The organism is Stenotrophomonas sp. YJH_SMC_69 (assembly GCF_059370495.1).
Genome location: NZ_JCAFTS010000003.1, coordinates 309,890 through 334,677 on the forward strand (window position 1 = coordinate 309,890; position 24,788 = coordinate 334,677).

At 68.2% G+C, this 24,788-nt stretch carries 26 protein-coding genes and 2 tRNA genes; 8 read left to right on the plus strand and 20 right to left on the minus strand.

What is annotated here, in order from left to right; translation table 11 throughout:
- Window positions 1-76: 76 nt before the first annotated feature.
- The 5 genes from AC5P8F_RS06995 to AC5P8F_RS07015 all read right to left on the minus strand — a co-directional run bounded on the left by AC5P8F_RS06995 (window position 77) and on the right by AC5P8F_RS07015 (window position 3,357).
- Window positions 77-153: transfer RNA gene (locus AC5P8F_RS06995), tRNA-Pro, on the minus strand.
- A gap of 140 nt (window positions 154-293) precedes the next feature.
- Window positions 294-370, minus strand: a tRNA-Pro gene (locus AC5P8F_RS07000).
- Between the two features lie 55 nt (window positions 371-425).
- Window positions 426-542 carry a cytochrome bd-I oxidase subunit CydX gene (cydX, locus tag AC5P8F_RS07005; protein WP_005410354.1) on the minus strand — a complete coding sequence of 39 codons (117 nt, stop codon included), beginning with the start codon at window positions 540-542 and terminating at the stop codon, window positions 426-428.
- A gap of 58 nt (window positions 543-600) precedes the next feature.
- Window positions 601-1,752 carry a cytochrome d ubiquinol oxidase subunit II gene (gene cydB / locus AC5P8F_RS07010; RefSeq protein WP_014647773.1) on the minus strand — a complete coding sequence of 384 codons (1,152 nt, stop codon included), beginning with the start codon at window positions 1,750-1,752 and terminating at the stop codon, window positions 601-603.
- Between the two features lie 15 nt (window positions 1,753-1,767).
- Window positions 1,768-3,357 carry a cytochrome ubiquinol oxidase subunit I gene (locus AC5P8F_RS07015; protein ID WP_005410352.1) on the minus strand — a complete coding sequence of 530 codons (1,590 nt, stop codon included), beginning with the start codon at window positions 3,355-3,357 and terminating at the stop codon, window positions 1,768-1,770.
- 228 nt (window positions 3,358-3,585) lie between these two features.
- Here AC5P8F_RS07015 and cydD point away from each other — a divergent pair, with 228 nt between their 5' ends.
- Together cydD and cydC are read left to right on the plus strand one after the other, a co-directional pair.
- Entirely contained in the window at window positions 3,586-5,331 is a 1,746-nt protein-coding gene (gene cydD / locus AC5P8F_RS07020) for a thiol reductant ABC exporter subunit CydD (RefSeq protein WP_495227784.1), read from the plus strand.
- On the plus strand, window positions 5,328-7,007 hold the full coding sequence (gene cydC, locus AC5P8F_RS07025; protein ID WP_495227785.1) for a thiol reductant ABC exporter subunit CydC: 1,680 nt from the start codon (window positions 5,328-5,330) through the stop codon (window positions 7,005-7,007). The genes cydD and cydC overlap by 4 nt, the downstream gene beginning before the upstream one ends.
- A 112-nt stretch (window positions 7,008-7,119) precedes the next feature.
- On the opposite strand, the gene AC5P8F_RS07030 is transcribed toward cydC, so the two are convergent.
- From AC5P8F_RS07030 to ccmA, 11 genes are all read right to left on the minus strand, one after another.
- Entirely contained in the window at window positions 7,120-7,464 is a 345-nt protein-coding gene (locus AC5P8F_RS07030) for a DUF1294 domain-containing protein (RefSeq protein ID WP_014647770.1), read from the minus strand.
- Window positions 7,465-8,577 carry a homoserine O-acetyltransferase MetX gene (gene metX / locus AC5P8F_RS07035; protein WP_111205996.1) on the minus strand — a complete coding sequence of 371 codons (1,113 nt, stop codon included), beginning with the start codon at window positions 8,575-8,577 and terminating at the stop codon, window positions 7,465-7,467.
- A gap of 180 nt (window positions 8,578-8,757) precedes the next feature.
- Window positions 8,758-9,747 carry a tetratricopeptide repeat protein gene (locus AC5P8F_RS07040; RefSeq protein WP_169410942.1) on the minus strand — a complete coding sequence of 330 codons (990 nt, stop codon included), beginning with the start codon at window positions 9,745-9,747 and terminating at the stop codon, window positions 8,758-8,760.
- Complete coding sequence (locus AC5P8F_RS07045; protein ID WP_005417657.1) at window positions 9,741-10,190, minus strand: cytochrome c-type biogenesis protein; 450 nt, start codon at window positions 10,188-10,190, stop codon at window positions 9,741-9,743. Before AC5P8F_RS07045 ends, AC5P8F_RS07040 begins: the two co-directional genes overlap by 7 nt.
- 4 nt (window positions 10,191-10,194) lie before the next feature.
- Window positions 10,195-10,812, minus strand: a complete 618-nt coding sequence (locus AC5P8F_RS07050) for a DsbE family thiol:disulfide interchange protein (protein WP_014647766.1) — start codon at window positions 10,810-10,812, stop codon at window positions 10,195-10,197.
- Window positions 10,813-10,820: 8 nt separating this feature from the next.
- Window positions 10,821-12,740, minus strand: a complete 1,920-nt coding sequence (locus AC5P8F_RS07055) for a heme lyase CcmF/NrfE family subunit (RefSeq protein ID WP_134809104.1) — start codon at window positions 12,738-12,740, stop codon at window positions 10,821-10,823.
- Window positions 12,741-13,202 (minus strand): cytochrome c maturation protein CcmE, encoded by a 462-nt coding sequence (gene ccmE, locus AC5P8F_RS07060; RefSeq protein WP_075076334.1) that lies wholly within the window; start codon window positions 13,200-13,202, stop codon window positions 12,741-12,743.
- A complete protein-coding gene (ccmD, locus tag AC5P8F_RS07065) occupies window positions 13,199-13,387 on the minus strand; it encodes a heme exporter protein CcmD (protein WP_005410342.1) in 189 nt (62 codons plus the stop codon). The genes ccmE and ccmD overlap by 4 nt, the downstream gene beginning before the upstream one ends.
- Window positions 13,384-14,154, minus strand: a complete 771-nt coding sequence (ccmC, locus tag AC5P8F_RS07070) for a heme ABC transporter permease CcmC (RefSeq protein ID WP_032960090.1) — start codon at window positions 14,152-14,154, stop codon at window positions 13,384-13,386. The genes ccmD and ccmC overlap by 4 nt, the downstream gene beginning before the upstream one ends.
- Window positions 14,155-14,197: 43 nt before the next feature.
- A complete protein-coding gene (gene ccmB, locus AC5P8F_RS07075) occupies window positions 14,198-14,893 on the minus strand; it encodes a heme exporter protein CcmB (RefSeq protein ID WP_006456616.1) in 696 nt (231 codons plus the stop codon).
- A complete protein-coding gene (gene ccmA / locus AC5P8F_RS07080; RefSeq protein ID WP_425604372.1) occupies window positions 14,890-15,744 on the minus strand; it encodes a heme ABC exporter ATP-binding protein CcmA in 855 nt (284 codons plus the stop codon). The genes ccmB and ccmA overlap by 4 nt, the downstream gene beginning before the upstream one ends.
- Between ccmA and AC5P8F_RS07085 the strand changes: the two genes are divergently transcribed.
- From AC5P8F_RS07085 to AC5P8F_RS07095, 3 genes are all read left to right on the plus strand, one after another.
- Entirely contained in the window at window positions 15,698-16,846 is a 1,149-nt protein-coding gene (locus tag AC5P8F_RS07085) for a pyridoxal phosphate-dependent aminotransferase (RefSeq protein WP_032960092.1), read from the plus strand. The genes ccmA and AC5P8F_RS07085 overlap by 47 nt on opposite strands.
- A 14-nt stretch (window positions 16,847-16,860) precedes the next feature.
- The gene (locus AC5P8F_RS07090) at window positions 16,861-17,667 is read left to right on the plus strand and encodes an amidohydrolase (RefSeq protein WP_495227787.1); all 807 of its coding nucleotides are present in this window, start codon (window positions 16,861-16,863) and stop codon (window positions 17,665-17,667) included.
- Between the two features lie 111 nt (window positions 17,668-17,778).
- On the plus strand, window positions 17,779-18,213 hold the full coding sequence (locus AC5P8F_RS07095; RefSeq protein ID WP_014037831.1) for a hypothetical protein: 435 nt from the start codon (window positions 17,779-17,781) through the stop codon (window positions 18,211-18,213).
- Here the strand turns inward: AC5P8F_RS07095 and AC5P8F_RS07100 are convergent.
- Window positions 18,200-19,330: an MFS transporter gene (locus tag AC5P8F_RS07100; protein ID WP_014647758.1), complete on the minus strand. Its 1,131-nt coding sequence runs from the start codon at window positions 19,328-19,330 to the stop codon at window positions 18,200-18,202. The two genes, AC5P8F_RS07095 and AC5P8F_RS07100, sit on opposite strands and share 14 nt — an antisense overlap.
- A gap of 90 nt (window positions 19,331-19,420) precedes the next feature.
- Between AC5P8F_RS07100 and AC5P8F_RS07105 the strand changes: the two genes are divergently transcribed.
- A complete protein-coding gene (locus tag AC5P8F_RS07105; RefSeq protein ID WP_049442508.1) occupies window positions 19,421-20,209 on the plus strand; it encodes an AraC family transcriptional regulator in 789 nt (262 codons plus the stop codon).
- A gap of 115 nt (window positions 20,210-20,324) precedes the next feature.
- Here the strand turns inward: AC5P8F_RS07105 and AC5P8F_RS07110 are convergent, their stop codons facing one another.
- Genes AC5P8F_RS07110 through AC5P8F_RS07120 form a run of 3 tightly spaced genes read right to left on the minus strand, consistent with a single transcriptional unit; the run spans window position 20,325 to window position 23,752 of the window.
- Window positions 20,325-21,962 carry a pseudouridine synthase gene (locus tag AC5P8F_RS07110; protein ID WP_126411172.1) on the minus strand — a complete coding sequence of 546 codons (1,638 nt, stop codon included), beginning with the start codon at window positions 21,960-21,962 and terminating at the stop codon, window positions 20,325-20,327.
- The gene (gene scpB, locus AC5P8F_RS07115) at window positions 21,955-22,830 is read right to left on the minus strand and encodes an SMC-Scp complex subunit ScpB (RefSeq protein ID WP_014647755.1); all 876 of its coding nucleotides are present in this window, start codon (window positions 22,828-22,830) and stop codon (window positions 21,955-21,957) included. The genes AC5P8F_RS07110 and scpB overlap by 8 nt, the downstream gene beginning before the upstream one ends.
- 13 nt (window positions 22,831-22,843) lie before the next feature.
- Window positions 22,844-23,752 (minus strand): segregation and condensation protein A, encoded by a 909-nt coding sequence (locus tag AC5P8F_RS07120; protein WP_014647754.1) that lies wholly within the window; start codon window positions 23,750-23,752, stop codon window positions 22,844-22,846.
- A gap of 375 nt (window positions 23,753-24,127) precedes the next feature.
- Between AC5P8F_RS07120 and AC5P8F_RS07125 the strand changes: the two genes are divergently transcribed.
- Entirely contained in the window at window positions 24,128-24,427 is a 300-nt protein-coding gene (locus AC5P8F_RS07125; RefSeq protein ID WP_014037825.1) for a YciI family protein, read from the plus strand.
- Entirely contained in the window at window positions 24,424-24,699 is a 276-nt protein-coding gene (locus tag AC5P8F_RS07130; protein WP_014647753.1) for a BolA family protein, read from the plus strand. The genes AC5P8F_RS07125 and AC5P8F_RS07130 overlap by 4 nt, the downstream gene beginning before the upstream one ends.
- Window positions 24,700-24,788 lie beyond the last annotated feature (89 nt).

The window sequence follows — 24,788 nt, forward strand, 5'->3', positions numbered from 1 at the left end:
GCGGGCGGCCAGGTGCCTGATACAAAAAAACCCGGAGGACAGTGATGTCTTCCAGGCTTCTTGGTGACCACCGAAGTGGTCGGGGAGACAGGATTCGAACCTGCGACCTCTACGTCCCGAACGTAGCGCTCTACCAGACTGAGCTACACCCCGAAGGGAGCCGCCTATTCTAGCGATTCACCCCGATGGCGGCAAGGGGTGAATGCTGTTTTCTTCACACTGCCGAAGCAGTGCCACTTCAGGGAACAAAAAAGCCTGGACGACTTCACCAGGCTTCAATGCGACCACCGAAGTGGTCGGGGAGACAGGATTCGAACCTGCGACCTCTACGTCCCGAACGTAGCGCTCTACCAGACTGAGCTACACCCCGAAGGAGCCGCCTAAGATACCGTGTGAAGGCCAAGGCGGCAAGGTTTTTTTACAGCTCAGCGACGATTTTCTTTCTCGATGCGGTTCTGCTCGCGGGCTTCGAACCACATGCCGTTGAGGATGGCCACCGTCGAGGCGAGGCCGGCACCGAGAATCCAGGCGAAATACCACATGATCAGTCTCCTTCATTCCGGGTAGGTGCCGACCGTTGGTCGGCACACGTGCAAGCAATCAATACGCGTTCGGGTTGTTGCCCATCTCTTCGGTGGTGGTCTTGCCCTTCAGCACGCGGTACACCCAGGTGGTGTAGGCGAGGATGATCGGCAGGAACACCGCCGTGGCCAGCAGCATGATCCACAGGGTCAGGTGGCTGGACGAGGCATCCCACACGGTCAGGCTGGAGGTGGGCTGGCTCGAGGACGGCAGCAGGAACGGGAAGATGGCGAAGCCGACGGTCAGGATGATGCCGGCGATGGCCGCACCGGAGGCAATGAAGGCCAGGCCGCCGCGGCGGGCACGCAGCAGCACCGCACTGGCGAGCAGGCCGGCCAGGCCGAGCAGCGGGGCCAGGATCGTGGCCGGCATCGTGCTGTAGTTGCGCATCCAGCCACCGGCGGCGCCGAGTTCGGCGGTCTTCAGCAGCGGATTGGTGGCGCCGTCGGTGACCACCTGCGAGGTGATCTGGTAACCCGGCAGGCCGAAGGCCACCCAGGCGCCGCCGACCGCAAAGAGCACGAAAGCGATGATCGCGGCGATGCTGCCGAAGCGGGCCGCACGCTCGGCCACCGGGCCGTCGGTCTTCAGCACCAGCATGGCGGCACCGTGGGCGACCAGCATCGACACGCTGAGCAGGCCGGCCAGCAGTGCGAAAGGCATCAGCAGGCCGAAGAACGAGCCGGTGTAGAAGATGCGCATGCTGTCATCGAAGTGGAACGGCACGCCCAGCACCACGTTGCCCACCGCCACGCCCATGATCAGCGCCGGGATGAAGCCACCGATGAACAGCGCCCAGTCCCAGGTGTTGCGCCAGCGCTCGCTGGGCATCTTGCTGCGGAACTTGAAGCCGACCGGACGCAGGATCAGGGCGAACAGGATCACGAACATCGCCAGGTAGAACCCGGAGAAGCTGACCGCGTAGAGCGGCGGCCAGGCGGCGAAGATCGCGCCGCCGCCCAGGATCAGCCACACCTGGTTGCCTTCCCAGACCGGACCAATGGTATTGATCACCAGCCGGCGCTCAGCGTCGTTGCGGGCGACGAAGGGCAGCAGGGTGCCCACGCCCAGGTCGAAACCATCCATCACGGCGAAACCGATCAGCAGGATGCCGAGCAGCAGCCACCAGATCACGCGCAGCGTGGTGTAGTCCAGAAGAATGAAATCCATCTTGGTTCTCCTGCCTTAGGCCTGGCCGGCGGCCGGCGCCGAGGCATTGTGGGAAGCATGCGGCTGGGGCGACTGCAGCGACGGCAGCACCTCGTCCGGACCCTTGCGGATCGCCTTGAGCATCAGCTTGATCTCGACCACGATCAGCGCGGTGTAGATGGCAGTGAAGCCGGCCAGGGTCAGCACGATTTCATGCAGGGCCAGGCCCGACGCCGCATAGAAGGTCGGCAGCACGCCATCGACCGCCCACGGCTGGCGACCATACTCGGCCACGAACCAGCCGCACTCGATCGCGATCCACGGTGCCGGCAGCGTCCACAGGGCCAGCTTGAGGAACCAGCGCTTGTCCTGGAAGTTGTTGCGGCACGAGTAGTAGAAGGCCAGTGCGAAGAAGGCGATCAGGTAGAAGCCCAGGCCGGCCATCACGCGGAAGGTCCAGAACAACGGCATCACGCGCGGCACCGTGTCCATCGCCGCCTGCGAGATCTCCTGCGGGGTGGCGTTGAGGATGTCATCGCGATAGCGCTTGAGCAGCAGGCCGTGGCCCAGGTCCTGCCAGTGGCGGTCGAACATCTCGCGCGCTTCAACGTCGTTCTTGTTGGCGCGCAGGCGTTCCAATGCACCGTAGGCCAGCTGGCCGCCACGCACGCGGTGTTCGGCGCGCTCGACCAGTTCCAGGATGCCGGGAATCGGCTGGTTCAACGAGCGGGTGGCGATCAGGCCCATCAGGTAGGGGATCTTCACCGCGTAGTCGTTCTGGTGAGTCTCCTGGTTGGGGATGCCGAAGGCGGTGAAGTCGGCCGGCGCACGCTCGGTCTCCCACATCGCCTCGATCGCGGCCAGCTTCATCTTCTGGTGTTCGCTGGCGGCGTAACCGCTCTCGTCACCCAGCACGACCACCGACAGCGATGACAGCAGGCCGAACGCCGCGGCCACCGCAAACGAACGACGGGCCAGGTCCTTGTGCTTGTTGCGCAGCAGGAACAGGGCGCTGATCGCCATCACGAACACCGCACCGGTCACGTAGCCGGCGCTGACGGTGTGCACGAACTTGGCCTGCGCCACCGGGTTGAACACCACCGCCATGAAGTCGACCACTTCCATGCGCATGGTTTCCGGGTTGAACACCGCACCGGTCGGGTTCTGCATCCAGCCATTGGCCACCAGGATCCAGATCGCCGACAGGTTGGTCCCCAGCGCCATCAGCCAGGTCACCATCAGGTGCTTGACCTTGCTCAGGCGGTTCCAGCCGAAGAAGAACAGGCCGACGAAGGTCGCTTCCAGGAAGAACGCCATCAGGCCTTCGATCGCCAGTGGCGCACCGAAGATGTCACCCACGTAGTGGCTGTAGTAGGACCAGTTCATGCCGAACTGGAATTCCATGACGATGCCGGTGGCAACGCCCATGGCGAAGTTGATGCCGAACAGGACGCCCCAGAACAGGGTCATCCTGCGCCAGATCTCCTTGCCGGTCATCACGTACACGCTCTCCATGATGGCCACCATGAAGGACAGGCCGAGGGTGAGCGGTACGAATAGGAAGTGGTACATCGCGGTCAGCGCGAATTGCAGCCGCGACAGTTCTACGACTGTCTGATCAATCATGGCCTGGCTACCTCGTTGGATAGTGCCGTTGCAGGTGGCGGGAAGGGTGGTCTACGACGTGAATGATGTGACCGACTACTTCAAACAGCCTTGATCCAGATCAATGTATGAACAGGTGCCCCGATTGATCGTATGCCAACCTGATGAAGACTGCGACCGCCGGCCGCAGGGGCGGGCTATTGCCTGCGCCTACAATGCCGTGTCTCCCCCGCTGCCCGTGAAGACCTCTTGAGCGCTGCCGAAACGACCCCTGACGGCCTGTCCCCGGAGGCTGAAACCGCCCGCCAGCGGCGTGTGCGCAAGGCCTGGCTGGCCGACCTGGCACGCTCCGCCCGGGGCCGCCAGCGCTTGGCCGCGCTGTGCATCAGCCTGTCCGGCGCGCTGTTGATCGGCCAGGCTGCCGCCATCGCCTGGCTGGTGCAGCAGGTGCTGGTGGAGCGCGTGTCGCTGGCCTCTGGCCTGCCGGTGCTGGCGGGATTGGCGGTGATCCTGGTGCTGCGCACCCTGCTGGGCAGCGCCACCCAGGCCGCCGCCGGTGACGTGGCCGACGCCGCCCGGCTGGCACTGCGCGAACGCGTGTTCGCGCGCCTGCTGGGCCAGGGCCCGCTCTGGCTGCGGCAGCGCCGCACCGGTGAACTGGGCGAACTGATGCTGCATCACGGTGATGCGATCGAGAGCTATTACAGCGGCTTCCTGCCGGTGCGCACCGAAGTGGTGGTGGTGCCGCTGCTGATCCTGGCCGCTGTCGCCTGGGTGGACTGGGTGGTGGCGCTGATCCTGCTGTTCACCGCGCCGCTGGTGCCGTTCTTCATGATGCTGGTGGGCTGGGGCGCTGAAGCCGCCGGGCGCGCGCAGCTGGGCGAACTGGCGCGCATGAGCGGCCATTTCGCCGACCGCATCAAGGGCCTGGGCCTGCTGCGCCTGTATGGCCGCGGCGAAGCCGAACTGGCCGGCATCGAGGCCGCCGCCGAAGGCGTGCGCGTGCGCACCCTGAAGGTGCTGCGCATCGCCTTCCTGTCGTCCACCGTGCTGGAATTCTTCGCCTCGGTGAGCGTGGCGATGGTGGCGCTGTACCTGGGCCTGAGCTATCTGGGCATGATGTCGCTGCATGCAGCGGTGCCGACGCTGGGTGCGGGCCTGTTCTGCCTGCTGCTGGCGCCGGAGTTCTATGCGCCGCTGCGACGGCTGGCTGCGCACTACCACGATCGCGCCAATGCACTGGCCGCCGCCGCCGAAGTGGAACGCCTGCTGCAGTCGCTGCCGGACGAGCAGGGCCTGATCGAGAACGAGGTTGCGCCGCTGGCGGTGGAGCCGGCCGAGGCCGCCTTGCCGCCACTGCAGGCGCAAGGACTGGTACTGCGCCCGTTGGGGGCGCCGCAGGATGTGCTGCGGGATCTGGACCTGCTGCTGGAGCCGGGCCAGCGCCTGGCCCTGGTCGGTCCCAGCGGGTCCGGCAAAAGCACGCTGCTGGAGGCGCTGGCCGGTTGGTTGCCGCCGCGTGCCGGCAAGCTGCAGCTGCGCCCCGGCGTGCAGGTGGCCTATGCCAGCCAGCGACCGTACCTGTTCCACGGCAGCATCGCCGACAACCTGCGCCTGGCCGATCCCGGCGCCAGCGATGCGCGCCTGCGCGCGGTGGCCGAGGCCTCGCAGGTACTGCAGTTCGCACAGCGCCTGCCGCAGGGGCTGGATACGGTGATCGGCGAGCGTGGTTTCGGCCTGTCCGGTGGCGAAGCGCGCCGCATCGGCTTGGCCCGCCTGCTGCTGCGCGACCCGCAGGTGCTGCTGCTGGACGAACCCACCGCGTTCCTCGATGCCGATACCGAGGCGGCGCTGCTGCGCAGTCTGGCCGCGTATGCACGCGGGCGCAGCGTAGTGGTCGCCACCCACAGCCCGGCGGTGATCGCCTGGGCCGATCGTTGCCTGCTGTTGCCGGAAGGCCGCCTGGTCGAGCCGGCACAGGCGGTGCGCGCATGAGCCGTTCGCCTGATTCGCTGCGCGCGATATTCCTGCGGCACCGGCCGCGCCTGTTGCTGACCCTGCTGCTGCTGTGGACCACGATGCTGGCCGGCACGGCGCTGCTGGGCCTGTCCGGTGGTTTCCTCACGGCGGCCGCGCTGGCCGGTGCGGCCGGCCTCGGCCAGGGCTTCAACTTCTTCTCACCCTCGGCCGGCATCCGTGGCCTGACCATGGCGCGCATCGTGTCGCGCTACTTCGAAAAGCTGGTCGGCCACGATGCCACGCTGCGCATCGCCCGCGACCTGCGCGTGTGGTTCTTCCGCCGCGCGCTGCCACTGGCGCCGGCACGATTGGGCGCCACGCGCACCGGCGAGCTGCTGGCGCGGCTGCTGGGGGACATCGGCGAAGTGGATGGGCTGCTGGTGCGTGCGATCGGGCCGCTGGTGGCGCTGGGCGCGCTGTCGCTGGTGGCGGTTGCCTCGGCAGCGCTGATCCTGCCCTCGGCGGCGGTACTGCTGGCGGTGCTGGCGCTGCTGGTCGCCTTCGGCGTGCCGTGGCTGGGCGTGCGTGGCCATGACGACGAAGAGGCCGATCGTGCCGCGCACCGCGCGGCGTTGCGCACCGCTGCATTCGAAGGGCTGGAGGGGGCCGGTGACCTGGCTGCGCTGCATGCCGATGCGGCTTGGCAGCTGAAGGTACGCGTGGCCGCCAAGCAGCTGGCCTCGCGTGATCGTCGTCGGCGTTGGCGCCTGATCGCGGCCTCGACCCTGCAAGGCCTGGTGGCGGGGCTGGGCCTGGTGGCGATGCTGGCGTTGGCTCTGCACGCCACCGAACAGCAGCACATCGCGCCGGAAATGGCCGCGGGCCTCGTCTTCCTGACCGTGGCGCTGATCGAACTTTGGGCCGGCATGGGCCTGGCCTGGCAGTCGCTGCAGTCCGGGCGCGTTGCTGCTGACCGCCTGCAGGCCATCGTCGAACAACCGCCGACGGTGGAGGATCCGCAGACGCCGCAGCCGGTACCCCAGGCGGCGCACGTGCATTGGGATGACGTGCACTTCCAGTGGCCAGGTGCCGCACGGCCGGTGTTGTCCGGCCTGCAGCTGACCCTGGCGCCGGGAGAACGCATCGCGATCCGTGGCGACAGCGGCAGTGGCAAGACCACGCTGTCCAGCCTGCTGCTGCGGTTGTGGGATCCGCAACAGGGGCGAATCACCTATGGCGGACGCGACCTGCGCGACGTCGCCCAGGCCGAGTGGCACCGCCAGCTGGCCTGGCTTCCGCAGAACGCACCGGTGTTTGCCGGTACCGTGGCCGAGAACCTGCGGCTGGGGGATCCCGACGCCCGTGATGCCGCGTTGTGGGCGGTCCTGCGTCGCGTGCGCCTGGGGGACTGGGCCGAGCGCAACGGTGGCCTGCAGGCCTGGGTGGGCGAGAACGGCGCGACGATGTCGGCCGGCCAGGCGCGGCGGTTGGCACTGGCGCGCGCGCTGCTGCGCAATGCGCCGATCCTGCTGCTGGACGAACCCACCGAAGGCCTGGACGTGGATACCGCACGTGCGCTGTTGCAGGACCTTTCCGGGTTGCTGGACGGGCGCAGCCTGCTGATGATCACCCACGACGACCTGCCCGAAGGCGTGGTCGATGCGCAGTACCGGTTGCGCGATGGGGTGTTGGAGCGCGAAGTGCTTCGGTAGATGCCGACCTTGGTCGGCACATCCACGCATGGCGTGGATCTACTGTAGAGCCGAGCCCATGCTCGGCTCCGGAAGCAAGCCAGCCGAGCATGGGCTCGGCTCTACAGGCCGGTCAATGGGAGAACTCGCGCAGCATCACCGCGATCGAGGCCACGTTGGCCAGCACGCACAGCCAGAACACCCACTGGAATGCGGCTTTGCGATGCTTGTGGCGGAACAGCGCCTGGCCCAGCAGCGCGCCGGGCCAGCCTCCGGCGAAGGCCAGCAGCTGCAGGGTGCGCTCGGGAATGCGCCATCGCTTTCGCTGCGCCGCGCGCTTGTCATGGCCATAGAGACCGAACGACACCGCACTGGCCAGCAGGCACCAGCCACCCAGCCACAACGGCAGCACACCGCTGATCATTAAGGCGGTCAGCGCGCCGAAGGCGGCCAGCGCGAGGTTACGCCGCCACGCCACTTACAGCGCGTCGAGGAAGCCGCGCACGGCCGGACCGAAACGCTCGAAATCGACGAGGAAGGCATCATGGCCCTGTGGCGATTCCAGGCCGATGAAGCGCGCATCGGCACCGCCGGCACGCAGGCCGTCGGCGACCTGTTGCTGCTGCTGCACCGGGAACAGGATGTCGGTGTTGGCACCGATGGCCAGTGCCTTCTCCACCCGGATCTTCGCCAGCCCGGCCAGCACGTCGCCGTCGGCGTACTCGGCCAGGTCGAACCAGTCCATCGAACGGCTCAGGTACAGATAGCAGTTGGGATCGAAGAAACGCACGAAGCGCCGTGCGTGGCCTTCCAGATAGCTTTCCACCTGGAATTCCAGCCCGAACGGATCGTCGTCGGCCTGGTCCGAATCCAGCCGCACGCGGCCGAAGCGGCCATCCCATTCCAGTGCCGAGCGGTAGGTAATCACGCCCAGCTTGCGCGCCATGCGCATGCCGGACTCGGGGTACTCGGCATCGTCGTAGTGGCCGCCATTCCAGCGCGGGTCGAGACGGATGGCCTCGCGCTGCAGCGAGCGGATCGCGATCGAGAACGGCAGCGCCTGCGCACTGCCGGAAATGTTGACGTGGCTGCGCGCGATGCCCGGGTGCAGCATCAGCACGGCCAGCGCGGTCATCCCGCCCATGGAATTGCCGACCACGCAGGCCAGCTGCGCGATGCCCAGCGCACGCACGACTTCGATCGCGGCGCGAGCGCCGTCTTCGATCGACAGCTCGGGGAAGTCCAGGCGGTAGGGCTCACCGCTGGCCGGGTTGATCGAGGCGGGGCCGGTCGATCCCTTGCAGCTGCCCAGCGAATTCACGCAGACCACGAACCAGCGGCGGGTATCGATGGGTTTGCCGGGGCCAACCATCGCTTCCCACCAGCCCGGCGCCGGATTGGCCTCGTTGGCCGCCGCATGCGCATCCGGCGACAGGCCGGTCACGATCAGGATCGCATTGCTGGCGTCAGCGGCCAGCGTGCCCCAGGTCTCGTAGGCCACGCGTGCGCCGTGCAGGGCGCCACCGCGCTTGAACGGGAACGGCGAGGGCAGGGCGTGGAAGCGGGTGCCGGGCGGGATGAATTCGGTCATGCAGTCATTCTAGCGGGGCTGCATGTGGAGCTGGCGACACGCTGGTTTCCATGGATGGATGGACGCGGACCGGACCGTCGCATCCACGCATGGCGTGGATCTACTGTAGAGCCGAGCCCATGCTCGGCTGCGGTTGAGTTGCCGGCGCCGGGCAGCCGAGCATGGGCTCGGCTCTACAGGTCAAGGGAAGCGCAGCTCCACAACACCGTCGTGGGGCAGGCTTACCTTCACCGGAACGCTCTGCAGGTCGTCCTCGCTGCGGTTGGCGCTGCCGCTGCGCGAGATGCGTGCCACCACTTCCACTTCGCGATGGGCCGACAGCGGTGCGGTCGGCATCGGGCTGTCACCGTCGCCCAGCCCGACCGTGTCCGGGAATCCGCTCAGCGGCAGCTTGCGAGCGGCCACCGGCATCGGCGGGCCGCCGACGGCACGGGCCAGCACGAACACCTGGGTGCTGGCTGGCCACTCGGCGTTCTTCAGTGCCGGCAGCTGCACGCGCACCTGCAGCAGCGCCGGTGGCGCCGCAGCGCCAGCATCGGGCGCCTGGCCAGCGGCCTCGCGCGCGAGGGCGATCTGTGCCTGCAGCGCCTGCGCGGCGCCCGGCTCCAGTCGTGGCAGCAGGCCGCTCCACACATCCGCGGCCTCGGCGTTCTTTCCGCGCTGGCGCAGGGCGATGCCCAGCAGCCAGCTGGCGCGCTCGGCATCGGGAGCCTGTGCGCGCGCCTGCTGCAACCAGGCCATTGCGGTGTCATCGAACTGCTTGCCGGCATCAGCCTGCGCGCGCGCCTGCGCGGCTTCCACCAGCACGCCCGGATCTTCCGGTGCCAATGCGGCGGCCCTCGCGAAGGCATCCGCCGCGGCTGCGGCGTTGCCCAGTTCGGCCTGCGACCGGCCGAGCAATGCCCAGCCGTCGGCACGCTGCGGGTCGCGCTCCAGTGCGTCCTGCAGTGCCTGCACGCCATCGCGCAGGGTGGCTGCCGACGGGGTCGGTTGTACCTGTGCCGCCCTTGGGTCACCGACCAGCAGATACAGGCAGGCACCGGCCACGCCCAGCGCGAGCACGCCGACCACGAAACCGCGCCGACCGCGCTGGCGCAGTGGCCACAGCACCAGCGCTGCCATCAGCGCGGCGACCAGCCCGGCCAGCATCGGCAGCCAATGGTTCACCATTCGTCTCCTTCATCGGCCTTGCCGGCCGGCGCCGCGCCGACGGTGCGTCCACGTCGGCGGACGATGCCCAGCACTACCAGTGCACCGGCGCCGAGCACCAGCAGGGGGCCACCCCACAGCAGCCAGGTGCCCGGCTGCAACGGTGGTTGATAGAGCACGAACTCACCGTAGCGCGCGACCAGGAACTGCTTGATCTGTGCGTCGTCGTGCCCCTGCTGCATCAGCTGCAGCACCTCGCGGCGCAGGTCCTGGGCGATCTGCGCGTTCGAATCGGCCAGCGACTGGTTCTGGCACTGCACGCAGCGCAGCTGCGCGGCCAGGTCATGGAAGCGGCGTTCCTCGGCGTCATCGCGGAACTGCAGCGGCTGCGGATCGTGCAGCGGCTGCTGGGCCAGCGCGGCCAGCGGCAGCATCAGGAGCAGCAACGCCAGCAGCCAGCGCATGGGCTCAGGGCGCCGTATGCAGGGTGTTGCCGGCACTGCCCTGGGCCTTCTCGATCTTCTGCAGCGCCGGGATCAGCTTCTCGTCGACCACGCGCTGGGTCATCGCACCGCTGTACTTCCAGCGCACGATGCCGCTGCCATCGACCAGGAAGGTTTCCGGTGCGGCGGTCACGCCCCAGTCGATCGCGGTGCGGCCCTCGACATCGCTGAGCACGACCATGAACGGGTTGCCCAGCTGTTCCAGCCAGTGCAGCGCGTCGGTCGGGTCGTCCTTCCAGTTGTAGCCGATCACGCGCACACGCTTGCTTTCCGCGAAGCGGGTCAGCACCGGGTGTTCTTCGCGGCAGGCCGCGCACCAGCTGCCCCACACGTTCAGCAGGTAGGGCGCGCCGCGCAGGTCGTCGCTGTGCACGATCATTTCCGGGTCGTGCAGCACCGGCAGCGCGAATGCCGGCGCCGGTTTGTCGATCAGTGCCGACGGCAGTACGTCGCGCTGCGGATCGCCTGATTTCATCACCCCGTAGATCATCAGCCCGAGCAGGCCGAAGAAGAACAGCACGCCGATCACGATGGCTACCGGCGGCAGCGGGCGGGAGGGACGCGGGGTGGGGGACTCGGACATGGGAACTCCTACGGACGACGGAAACGGCGATCGGCGGCGGTGATGAATCCGCCCAGGGCCATCAACAGCGCGCCCAGCCAGATCCAGCGCACGTACGGCTTGATGTGCACCCGGACCGCCCATGCATTGTTGCCCAGCGGCTCGCCCAATGCCACGTAGACGTCACCATTGAAGCGTGCATCGATGCCGGCCTCGGTCATCACCTGGCCGCCGCTGGCGTACTGGCGCTTCTCCGGGTGCAGCAGGGCCAGCTCGCGGCCGTCGCGGAACACGCGCAGGTGGCCGCGGTCGGCGATGAAGTTGGGGCCTTCGCGATGGTCCACGCCTTCGAAGCGCACTTCGTGGCGACCGACCACCAGCTGCTGGCCCGGTGCCAGCGCCACTTCGCGCTGCACGTTCAGCGCCTCCACCAGCAGCGCGCCGGCCACGAACACGGCAATGCCGGCGTGGGCGACGATCATGCCGAGCATTTCGGCGGTGAAGCGACCATTGCCGCGCAGGCGCTGCCAGACGAAGCGTGCGGTGCCGAGCGCGACCCAGGCCGCAGCGGCCACGCCGATGCCGGCCTTCCAGCCGTTCTGCGGCGCCTGCCACCAGGCCAGCGCGCCCAGCAGCAGCGCCAGGCCCAGCCACGGTGCCAGCAGCGCGAAGGCGCGCGAGGGCTGGTCACGCTGCCATTTCACCAGCGGGCCAAACGGCAGCAGCAGGATCATCGGTGCCATCAGCAGCAGGAACAGGCTGCCGAAGTAGGGCGGGCCGACCGAGATCTTGCCCAGCGACAGCGCATCGGCCAGCAGCGGGTACAGCGTGCCGAGCAGCACCATCGCGCAGGCGGTGGCCAGCAGCAGGTTGTTGGCCAGCAGCAGGGTCTCGCGCGAGGTGGCGGTGAAGCCACGGCGTGGGTCCTCGGCATCCACGCTCAGCTGGCTGGCACGCAGCGCGTACAGCAGCAGGCTGCCACCGACCAGCACCGACAGGAACACCAGGATGAACAAGCCGCGCGAGGGATCGGCGGCGAACGAATGCACGCTGGTCAGCACGCCGGAGCGCACCAGGAACGTGCCCAGCAGCGACAGCGCGAAGGCGGCGATCGCCAGCAGCAGGGTCCAGCTGCCGAAGGTGCCGCGCTTTTCAGTGACGGCCTGCGAATGGATCAATGCCGCACCGACCAGCCACGGCATGAAGCTGGCGTTCTCCACCGGGTCCCAGAACCACCAGCCGCCCCAGCCCAGCTCGTAATAGGCCCACCAGCTGCCCAGCGCGATGCCCAGGGTCAAAAAGCCCCAGGCGACGTTGGTCCATGGCCGCGTCCAGCGCAGCCAGCGTGCGTCCACGCGGCCTTCCAGCAGTGCGGCAACCGCGAAGGCGAACGGCACCGCGAAGCCGACATAGCCCAGGTACAGCATGGGCGGATGGATGATCAGCCCCGGGTCCTGCAGCAGCGGATTGAGGTCGCGGCCTTCCAGCGGTGCCGGGTTCAGGCGCAGGAACGGGTTGGAGGTGAAGATCAGGAAGGCGAGGAAGCCGACGCTGACCACGCCCATCACCGCCAGCACGCGCGCCTGCACCGGTGCCGGCAAGTGCCGCGAGAACAGCGCCACCGCGCCGGTCCACAGCGCCAGCACCAGCGCCCACATCAGCAGCGAGCCCTCGTGCGCGCCCCAGACCGCCGAGTAGCGGTAGACCATCGGCAGCAGCGTATTGGAGTTCTCGGCCACGTAGCGCACCGAGAAGTCCTGCTGCACGAACGCGGCGGTCAGTACCGCGAACGCGCCGGCGACCAGCAGCAGCTGCGCGAACGCGGCAGGTCGTGCCACCGCCATCCACGCCGTATTGTTGCGCTGCGCACCGACCAGCGGCAGGCCGGCCTGCAGCAGCGAGGCCAGCAACGCGCACAGCAGCAGGATCTGACCCAGTTCGGGCAGCACTCAGCGCACCTCGGGTGCCGTCATCGGCACGTCGTGCTTGCGATGGGCGTCGCCCATCTTGTCGGCCACTTCCTTCGGCACGTACTTCTCATCGTGCTTGGCCAGCACCTCGTCGGCGACGAAGGTGCCGTCCTGCAGGCGGCCGCTGGCGACCACCGCCGTGCCTTCGGCGAACATGTCCGGCAGGATCCGCGACGTGGTCACCGCCAGCTGCGCGTCGCCGTCGGTCACCTCGAAGCGCGCCTCCAGCGAGCCGACCGGTCGGTTGAAGGAACCTTTCACCACCATGCCACCGAGGCGGAAGCGCGACTGTGCATCGACATCGCCGCGCAGCACTTCCGAGGGCGTGTACAGGTAGGCGATGTTGCGCTCCAGTGCCATCGCCACCAGTGCGGTGGCCAGGCCGGAGGCGAGCAGGGCCAGCAGCACCCACACCAGGCGGCGGCGCTGTACCGGGGTCATCGTTCCAGCTCCGTCGACAACGGCGCCGCTGCGTCTTGCCTGCCGGCGCGGGTCTGCTGGCGCTGCTGGCGGGCCAGTGCCAGCCGGCGCGCCACGCGCAGGCGCAGCCACGAACCGATGGCATCGGCGCCGAGCACCAGCACGAACACCGCGTAGGCACCGATCACATAGGGCAGGTGGGTCATGGCTGGGCCTCCCGGGCCGGGCGTCCGGCATCGACGCGGCCGCCGACCCAGGCCTTGCCGGCCTCGCGGTCGAGATTGTCGGCGCGGGCCTTGGCCAGCACCGAACCGGCGAACCAGAACTTGGTGCCGATCACCATCCACCACAGCGGCGCGATCATCGCGCTGCTGATCGCCGATTCACCGAATACGTTGATCGACTGGCGCTGGTGCAGGCCGCCCCACCAGTCCACCGAGTAGCGGATCACCGGCAGCAGGCTGACACCGACGATGGCCAGCAGGCCGGCCGCACGTGCGGCGCTGCGGCGGTCCTCGATGGCGTGGTACAGGCCGATCACGCCCAGGTACAGGAACAGCAGCACCAGCTCGCTGGTCATGCGCGGGTCCCAGTCCCACCAGGTGCCCCAGGTGCCCTTGCCCCAGATGCTGCCGGTCAGCAGGGTGATCAGGGTGAAGCCGGCACCCATCGGCGCGCAGGCCATGGCCAGGATCTCGCAGACCTTGATCCGCCAGACCAGCGCGATGGCCGCATACAACGCCATCAGCGCGAAGACGAACAGGCTCATCCAGGCACTGGGTACGTGGATGTAGAGGATGCGGAAGCTGTCCAGCTGCTTGGCTTCCGGTGGCACCACCAGCAGCGCCTGCCACATGCCGACCAGCAGCACCGGCACCGCCGCGAGGTAGAACACCCGCGACCAGCGGGCAGCGAAACGGTCGAACGTGGGGGGCGAACCGAGTTGGTGGAACCAGCGGACAATCGGATTCATGCGTGGCGGCTATCCAGCAGGGGTGGATTGGCTCTCAGCTCGGTCAACTCAGAGAAATACGTATTGCAGCGGCAGTGGCCAGCGGCGCCAGCACCAGCGCGACCAGCAGGCCGGCGCCCAGCATCAGCAGCGCACCGACCGGATCCTGTCCGCGTCCGGCTGCCGCCAGGCTGCCTGCGCCGAACACCAGCACCGGCACGTACAGCGGCAACGACAGCAGCGCCACGAGAATACCAGAGCGTCGGATGCCTACGGTCAGCGCGGCGACCACGCCACCGATCAGGCTCAGCAACGGCGTGCCCAGCAGCAACGATGCCAGCAACATCGGCAGCTGGTCATGCGGCAGATGCAGCATTTCGGCCAGCAGCGGGCTGACCACGATCAGCGGCAGCGCAGTGGTGGCCCAATGCAGCAGCACGCGCACCAGCACCAGCCAGGCCAGCGGCACCGGCGCCAGCAGCCATTGTTCCAGCGAGCCATCCTCGGCGTCGGAACGGAACAGCGAATCCAGCGACAGCTGTCCGGCCAGCAGCACGGCCAGCCACAGCACTGCACCGGCGGTGGCGGCCAACAGCTGTGGTTCGCGGCCCTGGGCCAGGGCGAACAGCACCACTACCAGCACCGCGAACAGCAGCGGTTGCAGCGCATCGCCGCGGCGGCGCCAGAGCAGGCGCAGGTCGCGCTTGAGCAGGGCGCCTGCGGTCTGCCACAGGCCCGGTTCGGTGCCCGGCGCGATCACGCGGCACCGCCGAGGTCGAGCTGGCGGGTGCGCACCGGCGGTGCGGCATAGGCACCGTGGGTGGTGACCAGCGCAGCGCCGCCGGCGCGCAGGTGCGCCGAGATCATCCGGTTGACCAGGGTGATGCCCTCCAGGTCGAGGTTGGCATAGGGTTCGTCCAGCAGCCACAACGGTGCCGGCGACAGCCAGATGCGCGCCAGTGCCAGCCGCCGCTTCTGTCCGGCCGACAGATGCCGTACCAGGGTGTCCTCATAACCGGCCAGGCCGACGATGGCCAGCGCGTTGCCGGGCATCTGCCGCGCACGCCGTCCGTGCAGGCCGCACAGGAAATGCAGGTTTTCCAGCGTGCCGAGGTCCGGTTTTAGCGCTGGCAGGTGGCTGAGGTAGGCGACATAGCGCGCGCGCTCGGCATTGCTGGCCGGCTTGCCGTCGATCCGCACCTGGCCGGCACCGGGCCGGGCCAGGCCGGCCAGCACGCGCAGCAGGGTGGTCTTGCCGGCGCCATTGCCGCCCTGCACCAGCAGGGCTTCGCCGGCGTCCACATGGAAGTCCAGCGGGCCGAACACCGGCTCGTCATTGCGGGAGAAGCTCAGGCCGCTGGCAGCCAGCAATGCAGGGGTGTTCAAGGGGCAAAGGTCTTCATGCCGGAGTGCGGCGGCAATTGTAGCGGTGAATGCCGTTGGCAGTGCCGGCCGCTGGCCGGCAATTTCGCTATCTGCCAGCCGAGGTTGCCGGCCGGCGGCCGGCACTACCGACGCGCGGATTGCGTAAACTCGCAGGTCTGTTCCCCCACAGCCCAGGCCGATGCAACCCACCACCAAGCTGCCCAAGGTCGGTACCACGATCTTCACCGTGATGTCCCAGCTCGCCGCCGAACACGGCGCGGTCAACCTGGGCCAGGGTTTCCCGGACTTTTCGGCGCCGCAGCGCCTGATCGACGAGACCGCCAGGGCGATGGCCGCCGGGCTGAACCAGTACCCGCCGATGACTGGCGTGGCGCCGCTGCGCCAGGCCATCGCACAGAAGGTGCTGGACTGCTACGGCGCGCAGGTCGATGCGGACAGCGAGATCACCGTCACCAGCGGTGGCACCGAGGCCATCTTCAACGCCATCCACGCCGTGGTGCGTGCCGGCGAGGAAGTGATCGTGCTGGACCCGGCGTATGACTGCTACGAACCGGCGATCGACCTGGCCGGTGCCAGGGCCGTACATGTGTCGCTGGATCCGCAGACGTTCGCGGTCGATTGGGACCGCGTGCGCGCAGCGATCACCCCGCGCACCCGCATGCTGATCGTCAACACCCCGCACAATCCGTCCGGCGCGATGCTGTCGGCGCAGGACATGCAGGCGCTGGCCGAACTGCTGCGCGGCACGCAGATCTACCTGATCTCCGATGAGGTGTACGAACACATCATCTACGACGGCCGTCGCCATGAATCGGCGCTGCGCTACCCGGAACTGCGCGAGCGCGCGTTCGTCATCTCCAGCTTCGGCAAAACCTACCACTGCACCGGCTGGAAGATCGGCTATGCGATCGCCCCGCCGGCGCTGACCGCCGAGTTCCGCAAGGTGCACCAGTACAACACCTTCACCAGCTTCGGCCCGGCGCAGCATGGCTTCGCCGCGATGATCCGCGACGAACCCGAACACCACCTGGAACTGGGCGCGTTCTACCAGGCCAAGCGCGACCGCTTCCGCGAGCAGCTGGCCGGCACCCGCCTGAAAGCGCTGCCGGTCCCGGGTGGCTACTTCCAGCTGGTCGACTATTCGGCGATCAGCGACCTGCCGGACCATGAGTTCGTGAAGTGGCTGACCATCGAGAAGGGCGTCACCGCCATTCCGCTGTCGCCGTTCTATGAGACTCCGCCGGCCGGCCAGCGCCTGGTGCGCCTGTGCTTTGCCAAGAACGAAGCGACCATGGACGCGGCGATCGAACGCCTGCGCCTGCTGTGAGCGGAGACACGGACATGCAGGACCTGCGCATTTCCCTCGTCCAGGGCGACACCCGCTGGCATGACCCGGCCGGCAACCGCGCCTACTACGGTGCGTTGCTGGCACCGCTGGCCGGCAGTACCGACCTGGTGATCCTGCCGGAGACCTTCACCAGTGGCTTCTCCAACGACGCCATCGCCCAGGCCGAAGGCATGGACGGGCCGACCGTGGCCTGGGTGCGCGAACAGGCCAAGGTCTTGAACGCGGCGGTGATCGGCAGCGTGCAGCTGCGCGCGGGCGACGGCGTCTACAACCGCCTGCTGTTCGCTACGCCTGATGGCGGGCTGCAGTACTACGACAAGCGGCACCTGTTCCGCTACGGCGGCGAGCATGAGCGCTATGCCGCTGGCCGTGAGCGCCTGAGCGTGGAATGGAAGGGCTGGCGGATCAATCCGCAGGTCTGCTACGACCTGCGCTTCCCGGTGTTCTGCCGCAACCGCTACAACGTCGAACGCCCGCAGCAGCTGGATTTCGACCTGCAGATCTTCGTCGCCAACTGGCCGTCGGCGCGCGCCTATGCATGGAAGACCCTGCTGCGTGCGCGGGCGATCGAGAACCTGTGCTTCGTGGCGGCGGTGAACCGCGTCGGCGTGGACGGCAACCAGCTGCACTACGCCGGCGACAGCGCGGTGATCGACTTCCTCGGCCAGCCGCAGGTGGAGATCCGCGAACGCGAACAGGTGGTGACCACCACCATTTCGGCCGACGCACTGGCTGCACATCGCGCGCGTTTCCCGGCGATGCTCGATGCTGATGCCTTCCACCTGGACGAGCAGGCCTGAAACAGCACGACGGCGGCTGAATGCCTGCCACGCAGCGCGCGCGCCTGCATCCAGCGTGCACGCGCGCGCTGCTAGATTCGCCGGCAGTCCGACCGAACTGGAAGTCCTGCCATGAACAAGCCCTTCGCCCTGCTGCTGGCCCTGTCCGCTGCCACGCTGGCCCCGGCCGCGCACGCCGCCGGCAACCTCGATTGCCAGCTGCGCTACAACCTGTCCGGCTGGTCACTGATCTACAAGACCGCTTCCGGCAACGGCACGGTCAGCTGCAGCAACGGCACCAGCCTGCCGGTGCGTATCGAAGTGAAGGGCGGCGGCCTGACCGTGGGCAAGTCGAAGATCACCAATGGCCGTGGCAGCTTCACCGGCGCCGTCAGCGTCAACGAGCTGCTGGGCACCTACGCCTCGGTTGGCGCGCATGCGGGTGCCGTGAAGTCCAGCAACGCGCAGGTGATGACCAAGGGCGACATCTCGCTGGCCCTGTCCGGCACCGGCAAGGGCTGGGATCTGGGCGTGGACGGCGCCGCCTTCACCATCAGCCGGCGCTGAGCCGTGCCGGCCGCTGCAGCCACAGGGCAAGCACGCCGCACACGATGAGTGTCGGCGCCAGCAGTTGCAGTGCGCCGACCACGGCCATCGCCACGCCGATCAACAGGTAGTAGAGCAGGCCGAACAGGGCGCCGGCGCTGCCCAGGCAGTGCGGGTATCCGCGCAGGGCCTGGCCCAGCACATTGGGAATGGCCAGGCCGAACCCGGCCACCACCGGTACCATCGCCGCGACCAGTGCCGGCTGATTGTGCAGCAAGGCAGCCAACAGCCCACCGGCCAGCACCAGCCCTGCGGCGAGCCGGATGCGCGTGGCAGAGGCAACGCCTGCGCGCAGCAGGCGAGCATTGCCCCATGCACCCAGCGCCGAGCCGAGCGCCAGCAGCGCGCCGCTGGCACCGAACCAGGCCAGCGGCCAGTGCAGGCGTTCGAACACGAACGGGCCCAGCGCGTACCAGCTGTACATCGCCACGTTGAACGCCATCACCAGCAGCGCCTGTGACCACATCCAGCGATCACGCAGCAGTTGCCACAACAGTGGCAGCATGGGAGTGTGCGCGACTTCCGCAGGGCGGCTCTCGCGCAGGCCCGTTGCGCATCCGAGCATCAGCAGGCTGACCATCAGCAGCAGGCCGGCCTGGACGCCGGCATAGCCATGGCTGTCCACCAGCAGCACACCCAGTGCCAGCCCGATCGCCGGGCTCAAGGCCAGCGCCATGCCGATCCACGAGAACGCCTGCGCCAACGCCGGACCCTTCAGGTGATCGCGCAGTACGGTCTGGGTTACCACCGAGGCCGCCGCCGCACCCAGTGCGGCCAGTGCCTGGGCCAGCAGGACCTGGCCGAACGTGCTGGCCAGCAGGCCGCCGCAGGCGGCCAGTACGAACACGGCCAGGCCGCAGAGCAGGGCAGGGCGACGACCGACATGGTCGGCCAGCCGCCCCCATAGCAGGACACCGGCGGCAAAACCGAACAGGTACAGGCTCATGGCCTGGCTGGCGGCGCCGGGGGGCAGTGCGAAGCGCCCGGCGAGGTCGGCCAGGGCCGGGCTGTACAGGGTCTGCGCCAACTGGGGGAACATCAGCAGCGCGATGGTGAGCAACAACAGGCGACGCGACATGCGGGTGCTCCGCAAACAGGGCCGCGTATTGTGGTGGCCGGCGTAGTGGCGCACTCTGTCGGTCCGGCCAGGAAATGGATGAAATCGGACATGGCGTGGCTGCAACCGGATGCGCACTTCGATGCGGATGCCTGGAGCGCACCGGTGCTGGGCATCGCGTCGTCGCTGGCCGATCATGATTCGGGTTGGCACCAGCACGCGCGCGCGCAGTTGCTGTACACCCGGCGGGGCTGCACGCGGCTGACCTTCGGCGACCGCATCAGCCTGCTGCCGCCCTCGCGCGCGGCATGGATTCCCGGCGGCCTGCGCCATCGCGCACAGATGCGCCAGGCCGTGGACTACCGCTCGCTGTATTTCGATGCCACGTTGTCGGCACGGCTGCCGCAGCAGCCGGCGATCATCGGCGTCGGCCCCCTGCTGCAGGCATTGCTGGAACCGATCGCGCAGGCGCCGTTCGACCATGACTGGCGGGCGCCGCGCGCGCACCATCAATTGGCGTTGTGCGTGCTGGAGATCGCCGCCGCACCGGTGGCGCCGATGGACCTGCCGCTGCCACGCGATCCACGCATCGCGCGCTGCCTGCCGCCGGCCGAGCAGCTGCCGCCTGAACTGGGTGAGCTCGCTGCGCGTGCGGGCCTGAGCATGCGCACGGTCGGCCGGTTGATGCAACGCGACACCGGCATGGGCTACCAGGCCTGGCGCCAGCAATGGCGCCTGATGCGCGCCATGGAGCTGCTGCTGCTTGGCCATCGCATCGGGCACGTTGCGCAGGACACTGGTTTTTCCGCCGAGAGTCCGTTCATCGCCTTTTTCCGCAGCATGACCGGCACCACGCCCGCCGCGTTCCAGCGCCACGCAAAAGGGGACGGAGGGGATTAAGTCGCTTTCGCCCTTCGACGCACGGCGTGGCGAAAACGACTTAATCCCCTCCGTCCCCTTTTCAAAGAAAAACCCCGGACGGAGCCGGGGTTCTGCATTTCAACGTGGCTGCCGATCAGCCGCCGCGCGGGCCGCTGCGGCGCGGGCCGCCGGGACCGCGGTTGCCACCGGGGCCGCCCGGGCCTCGGTTGCCACCCGGACCACCGGGGCCACGGTTACCACCCGGGCCACGGTGGTTGCCACCGCCCGGACCGCGACCGCCCGGACGGGCGCCCTGTGCAGGCTTCGGGCTGCCATACGGGTTGAAGCCCGGCGTGGCGTGGTCGGACGGGAAGCTCGGCGCGTTGCCCGGATGACCGTACGGGTGCTTGTTGCCCTGGCCCTGCGAGCGGTTGCCCGCACCGGCCGGACGACCCTGGCCGCCTGCGCCGCCACGGCCTTCACCACCAAAGCCGCCACGGCCCTGGCCGCCACCGGCGCCTGCGCCCGGGCCCTTCGGCTTGCCGTACGGACGGCCCTGGCCGCCTGCACCCGGACCACGGGCACCGGGGCCGCGTGCGCCCGGGCCGGCGTTGCGATGGCCGCTCGGGCCGGTGCTCACGCCATCCGGCACGTACCAGGTGCGGAACGCGGCCGGATTGCCTTCCGGCAGCGAACGATCATTCTTCTGGGCGCGCTGCTTGAACGGCTTCTGCGACTGCTTGGCTGCCGCTTCACCGCTGACCGTCAGGCCGCCCTTGAAGCCGCCACCCTTGCCGCCGCGACCACGGCCGCGGTCTTCGCGGACGTTGTCGAAACGACGCAGCTCGCGGCCTTCGTCGGCGGTGTTGTGGCCGTTGACGTAGGCGTTGCCACGGCCACCTTCGCGCACGCGCACGGTGGTCTTGGCCGCGCGGCGCTGGCCGATCACCGGCTGCAGCGTCAGTGCCGACGGTGCGCCTTCTTCCAGCTTCAGCTGGGCGCGCAGGGCTTCAACCTGCGTGGTGCCCAGTTCCACCGAATGGCCACGGGCCAGTTCGCGCGGCAGGCTCACCTTGCCATAGCGGGTGCGCTTCAGGCGGCTGACCTGGCAGCCCTGCGACTCCCACAGCCGGCGCACTTCGCGGTTGCGGCCTTCCTTCACCACGACGCGGAACCAGTCGTGCGAATCGGTGCCGCCGATGCGTTCGATCTCATCGAACTTGGCCGGGCCGTCTTCCAGCGCGACGCCACGGGTGAGGCGGTCGACGATGGCGTCAGAGACCTTTTCCTCGCCTTCCGGCGCACGCACGCGCACCACGTACTCGCGCTCGACCTCGAACGACGGGTGCATCATGGCGTTGGCCAGCTCACCGTCGGTGGTGGCCAGCAGCAGGCCGGTGGTGTTGATGTCCAGGCGGCCGATGGCGATCCAGCGCGCGCCCTTCAGCGGCGGCAGCGACTCGAACACGGTCGGGCGGCCTTCCGGATCATCGCGGGTGGTCACTTCGCCTTCCGGCTTGTTGTAGACCAGCACGCGCGACGGCTCGGCCAGGGCGGTGGCGACGAAGCCGCGGCCATCCAGTTCGATCTTGTCGCCGCTCTTGACCGACATGCCGGTCTGCGCGACTTCACCGTTGACCTTGACCAGGCCTTCGGCGATGCGCTGTTCCAGCGCGCGGCGCGAGCCGAGGCCGGCCTGGGCGAGCACCTTGTGCAGGCGTTCTTCCAGCTTGAACTGTTCGGAGGTGGCTTCGCGCTTCAGCGAGAGCTTGTTACGGGGGGTGTCACTCATCAGTTTTGCTCCGGCCGACGGTTTCGAGGTCGGCCTCTGGTTCGGAATCGGCTTGGTCAACAGCCACGGTCGTCATCGCGACGGCGTTGTCTTCGCGTTCGTTCAGGGGCACCGCGCGCTCGCCCGGCGCGGAATCGGGGTGCCCATCATCGAGGGGCGAAGGTGCTTGCTCATCGGTGGCCGACGCAGGGGCTGCATCGGCGGAATCGGGGGTGTCACTGCCGGCCAGGCTGGCATCATCGTTCGCGGCAGCGCCATCGGCGCCGGCCGAGATGTCCGGACCCTCGGCACCGGCGACGGCCGGCGCATCGCGGTCCAGGGCAAGCTGCGGTTCCAGCTCGCCCAGGTCCTTCAGCTCCGACAGCGGCGGCAGTTCGTCCAGCCGCTTCAGCCCGAAGTAGTCCAGGAAGCCCTTGGTGGTGCCGAACAGCGCCGGTTTGCCGGGCACGTCGCGGTGGCCGACCACGCGGATCCACTCGCGTTCTTCCAGCGCCTGGATGATGTTGCTGCTGACCGCCACGCCGCGCACCTGTTCGATCTCGCCGCGGGTGATCGGTTGCCGGTAGGCGATCAGCGCCAGGGTTTCCAGGGTGGCACGGGTGTAGCGGGTCTTGCGTTCGGTCCACAGCCGGCTGATCCAGCCATGCACTTCGCCGGTGACCTGGTAGCGGAAGCCGGAGGCGACCTCGACCAGTTCCACGCCGCGGCCTTCGCAGGCCTCGCGCAGGCGTTCCAGCGCACGTTCGATGCTGCCCGGCGGTGCCGGTTCCTCTTCCGGGAACAGGTCCTTCAGCTGGGCCAGGGTGAGCGGCTGGCTGGAAGCCAGCAGGGCACCCTCGACAATGCGGTTGATCAGCGATTGATCCATCGGCAGTCAGCGCTCACTCGTCTGCATTGGCGTCGTCGTCGTTGTCGTCGAACTCGCTACTGAACTGCAGCGGGGCATTGGTGTTGCCGGCCGCCAGCGACTTCACGTAGATCGGCGCCAGCGGTTCTTCCTGGACGATGTCCAGCAGCTGTTCCTTGGCCAGCTCCAGCACCGCCAGGAACGTGACCAGCACGCCCAGCTTGCCTTCTTCGGCGGTGAACAGCCCTTCAAAACGATAGAACTTGCCATCTTCCAGGCGTCCCAGCACTTCGCCCATGCGTTGCCGCACGCTCAGTGCCTCACGCTTGATGGCGTGGCCGCTGAACAGCTCGGCACGCTTGAGCACGTCGTGCAGGGCCAGCAGCATTTCCTTCAGGTCCACCGGCGGCGGCAGCTTCACCGTGGCACGTTCGGGCATGAAGGCATGTGCCACGGTGGTATCGCGGTCCTGGCGGGGCAGGGCGTCGATGTTCTCGGCGGCCTGCTTGAAGCGTTCGTACTCCTGCAGCCGGCGCACCAGTTCGGCGCGCGGGTCGGCTTCATCGCCTTCCTCGCTGACCGGGCGCGGCAGCAGCATCCGCGACTTCACCTCGGCCAGGATCGCGGCCATCACCAGGTATTCGGCCGCCAGCTCGAAGCGCAGCTCGCGCATCACGGTGATGTACTCCACGTACTGCCGGGTGATCTCGGCAACGGGAATGTCCAGTACATCCAGGTTCTGGCGGCGGATCAGGTACAGCAGCAGGTCCAGCGGGCCTTCAAAGGCATCCAGGATGACTTCCAGCGCGTCCGGCGGGATGTACAGGTCCTGCGGAATCTGCAGGACCGGTTGCCCATGCACCACGGCCAGCGGCATTTCCTGCTGCTGGGGGGCGGGCGGCCGGGTTGGCGGGTTCGCGTCGAGCGCGAGTTCGGAAGTCATCTAATGGAGATCAGGATTGCAACGGACCAGTCGCGGCACCGGGTTCGCCGGGCCAACGCCACGGAGCCCCAAGGCGCCAGACACGCCGGGATCGGCGCGATTCCACACATATCAAACAGCGGGACGCGCCGCGGTAAACGGCAGCGACAGAACTACGGGGAGGTCGTCTACGTGGCCCGGCCGGGTGGTCCGGTTTGAAGCAGCGGGACGGTCGTCGGGGGCTGCGTTGGCCGCAAAAACCGACGGGCCGCTGCATCCAGCCACGTGCAATGGAGTCTAGGGTAAGCCTTTGCCGCGCCAGTGTCCAGCCGGACCGGGGCGGGGGCTGCATTGGCTAGAATCTGCGGACCCGACAACGCAAGCGAGGAAATGCCGGTGTGGTATGTGATCGAAGGGTATGACGGCCAGGATGTGCTGGCGCAGCGGCTGCAGGCGCGGCCGGAACACCTGGCGCGGCTGCACGCGCTGCGCGACGAGGGACGCCTGCTGCTGGCCGGCCCGTGCCCGGCGGTGGACAGTGAAGACCCGGGCCCGGCCGGTTTCAGCGGCTCGGTGGTGATCGCGCAGTTCGAGTCGTTGCCGCAGGCCCAGGCCTGGGCCGATGCCGACCCGTACGTGGCTGCCGGCGTCTACACCCGCGTGCAGGTACGCCCGTTCCGCAAGGTCCTGCCGTGAACGCGGAACGGATCGAGCGGATCCGTGATGCGCTGCAGCAGGCGCTGGCACCCAGCGTGCTCGAGATCGAGGATGACAGCCATCGCCATGCCGGCCATGCCGGCGCGCGCGACGGGCGCGGCCATTTCAACGTTCATGTGGTGAGTGAACGCTTCGCCGGACTGGCTCCGTTGGCCCGGCATCGCGCGGTCTATGCCGCGCTGGGGTCGATGATGGACACCGATATCCACGCGCTGTCCATCCGCGCACATACCCCGTCAGAACAGGGCTGAGCCCTTGTCCCGCACTGTCCTGGCGGGTCCGCAAGGGCCTGGCCACGGACAGGTTTTCATGTCCATTTCGGGACATTCGCCTAACGGAC

Coding starts and splice junctions, on each gene's coding strand:
- cydX (WP_005410354.1), bottom strand. CDS start 542: ATGTGGTATTTCGCCTGGATTCTCGGTGCCGGCCTCGCCTCGACGGTG.
- cydB (WP_014647773.1), bottom strand. CDS start 1,752: ATGGATTTCATTCTTCTGGACTACACCACGCTGCGCGTGATCTGGTGG.
- AC5P8F_RS07015 (WP_005410352.1), bottom strand. CDS start 3,357: ATGATTGATCAGACAGTCGTAGAACTGTCGCGGCTGCAATTCGCGCTG.
- cydC (WP_495227785.1), top strand. CDS start 5,328: ATGAGCCGTTCGCCTGATTCGCTGCGCGCGATATTCCTGCGGCACCGG.
- metX (WP_111205996.1), bottom strand. CDS start 8,577: ATGACCGAATTCATCCCGCCCGGCACCCGCTTCCACGCCCTGCCCTCG.
- AC5P8F_RS07040 (WP_169410942.1), bottom strand. CDS start 9,747: ATGGTGAACCATTGGCTGCCGATGCTGGCCGGGCTGGTCGCCGCGCTG.
- AC5P8F_RS07045 (WP_005417657.1), bottom strand. CDS start 10,190: ATGCGCTGGCTGCTGGCGTTGCTGCTCCTGATGCTGCCGCTGGCCGCG.
- AC5P8F_RS07050 (WP_014647766.1), bottom strand. CDS start 10,812: ATGTCCGAGTCCCCCACCCCGCGTCCCTCCCGCCCGCTGCCGCCGGTA.
- ccmE (WP_075076334.1), bottom strand. CDS start 13,202: ATGACCCCGGTACAGCGCCGCCGCCTGGTGTGGGTGCTGCTGGCCCTG.
- ccmD (WP_005410342.1), bottom strand. CDS start 13,387: ATGACCCACCTGCCCTATGTGATCGGTGCCTACGCGGTGTTCGTGCTG.
- ccmC (WP_032960090.1), bottom strand. CDS start 14,154: ATGAATCCGATTGTCCGCTGGTTCCACCAACTCGGTTCGCCCCCCACG.
- AC5P8F_RS07085 (WP_032960092.1), top strand. CDS start 15,698: ATGCAACCCACCACCAAGCTGCCCAAGGTCGGTACCACGATCTTCACC.
- AC5P8F_RS07090 (WP_495227787.1), top strand. CDS start 16,861: ATGCAGGACCTGCGCATTTCCCTCGTCCAGGGCGACACCCGCTGGCAT.
- AC5P8F_RS07095 (WP_014037831.1), top strand. CDS start 17,779: ATGAACAAGCCCTTCGCCCTGCTGCTGGCCCTGTCCGCTGCCACGCTG.
- AC5P8F_RS07100 (WP_014647758.1), bottom strand. CDS start 19,330: ATGTCGCGTCGCCTGTTGTTGCTCACCATCGCGCTGCTGATGTTCCCC.
- AC5P8F_RS07105 (WP_049442508.1), top strand. CDS start 19,421: ATGGCGTGGCTGCAACCGGATGCGCACTTCGATGCGGATGCCTGGAGC.
- AC5P8F_RS07110 (WP_126411172.1), bottom strand. CDS start 21,962: ATGAGTGACACCCCCCGTAACAAGCTCTCGCTGAAGCGCGAAGCCACC.
- scpB (WP_014647755.1), bottom strand. CDS start 22,830: ATGGATCAATCGCTGATCAACCGCATTGTCGAGGGTGCCCTGCTGGCT.
- AC5P8F_RS07120 (WP_014647754.1), bottom strand. CDS start 23,752: ATGACTTCCGAACTCGCGCTCGACGCGAACCCGCCAACCCGGCCGCCC.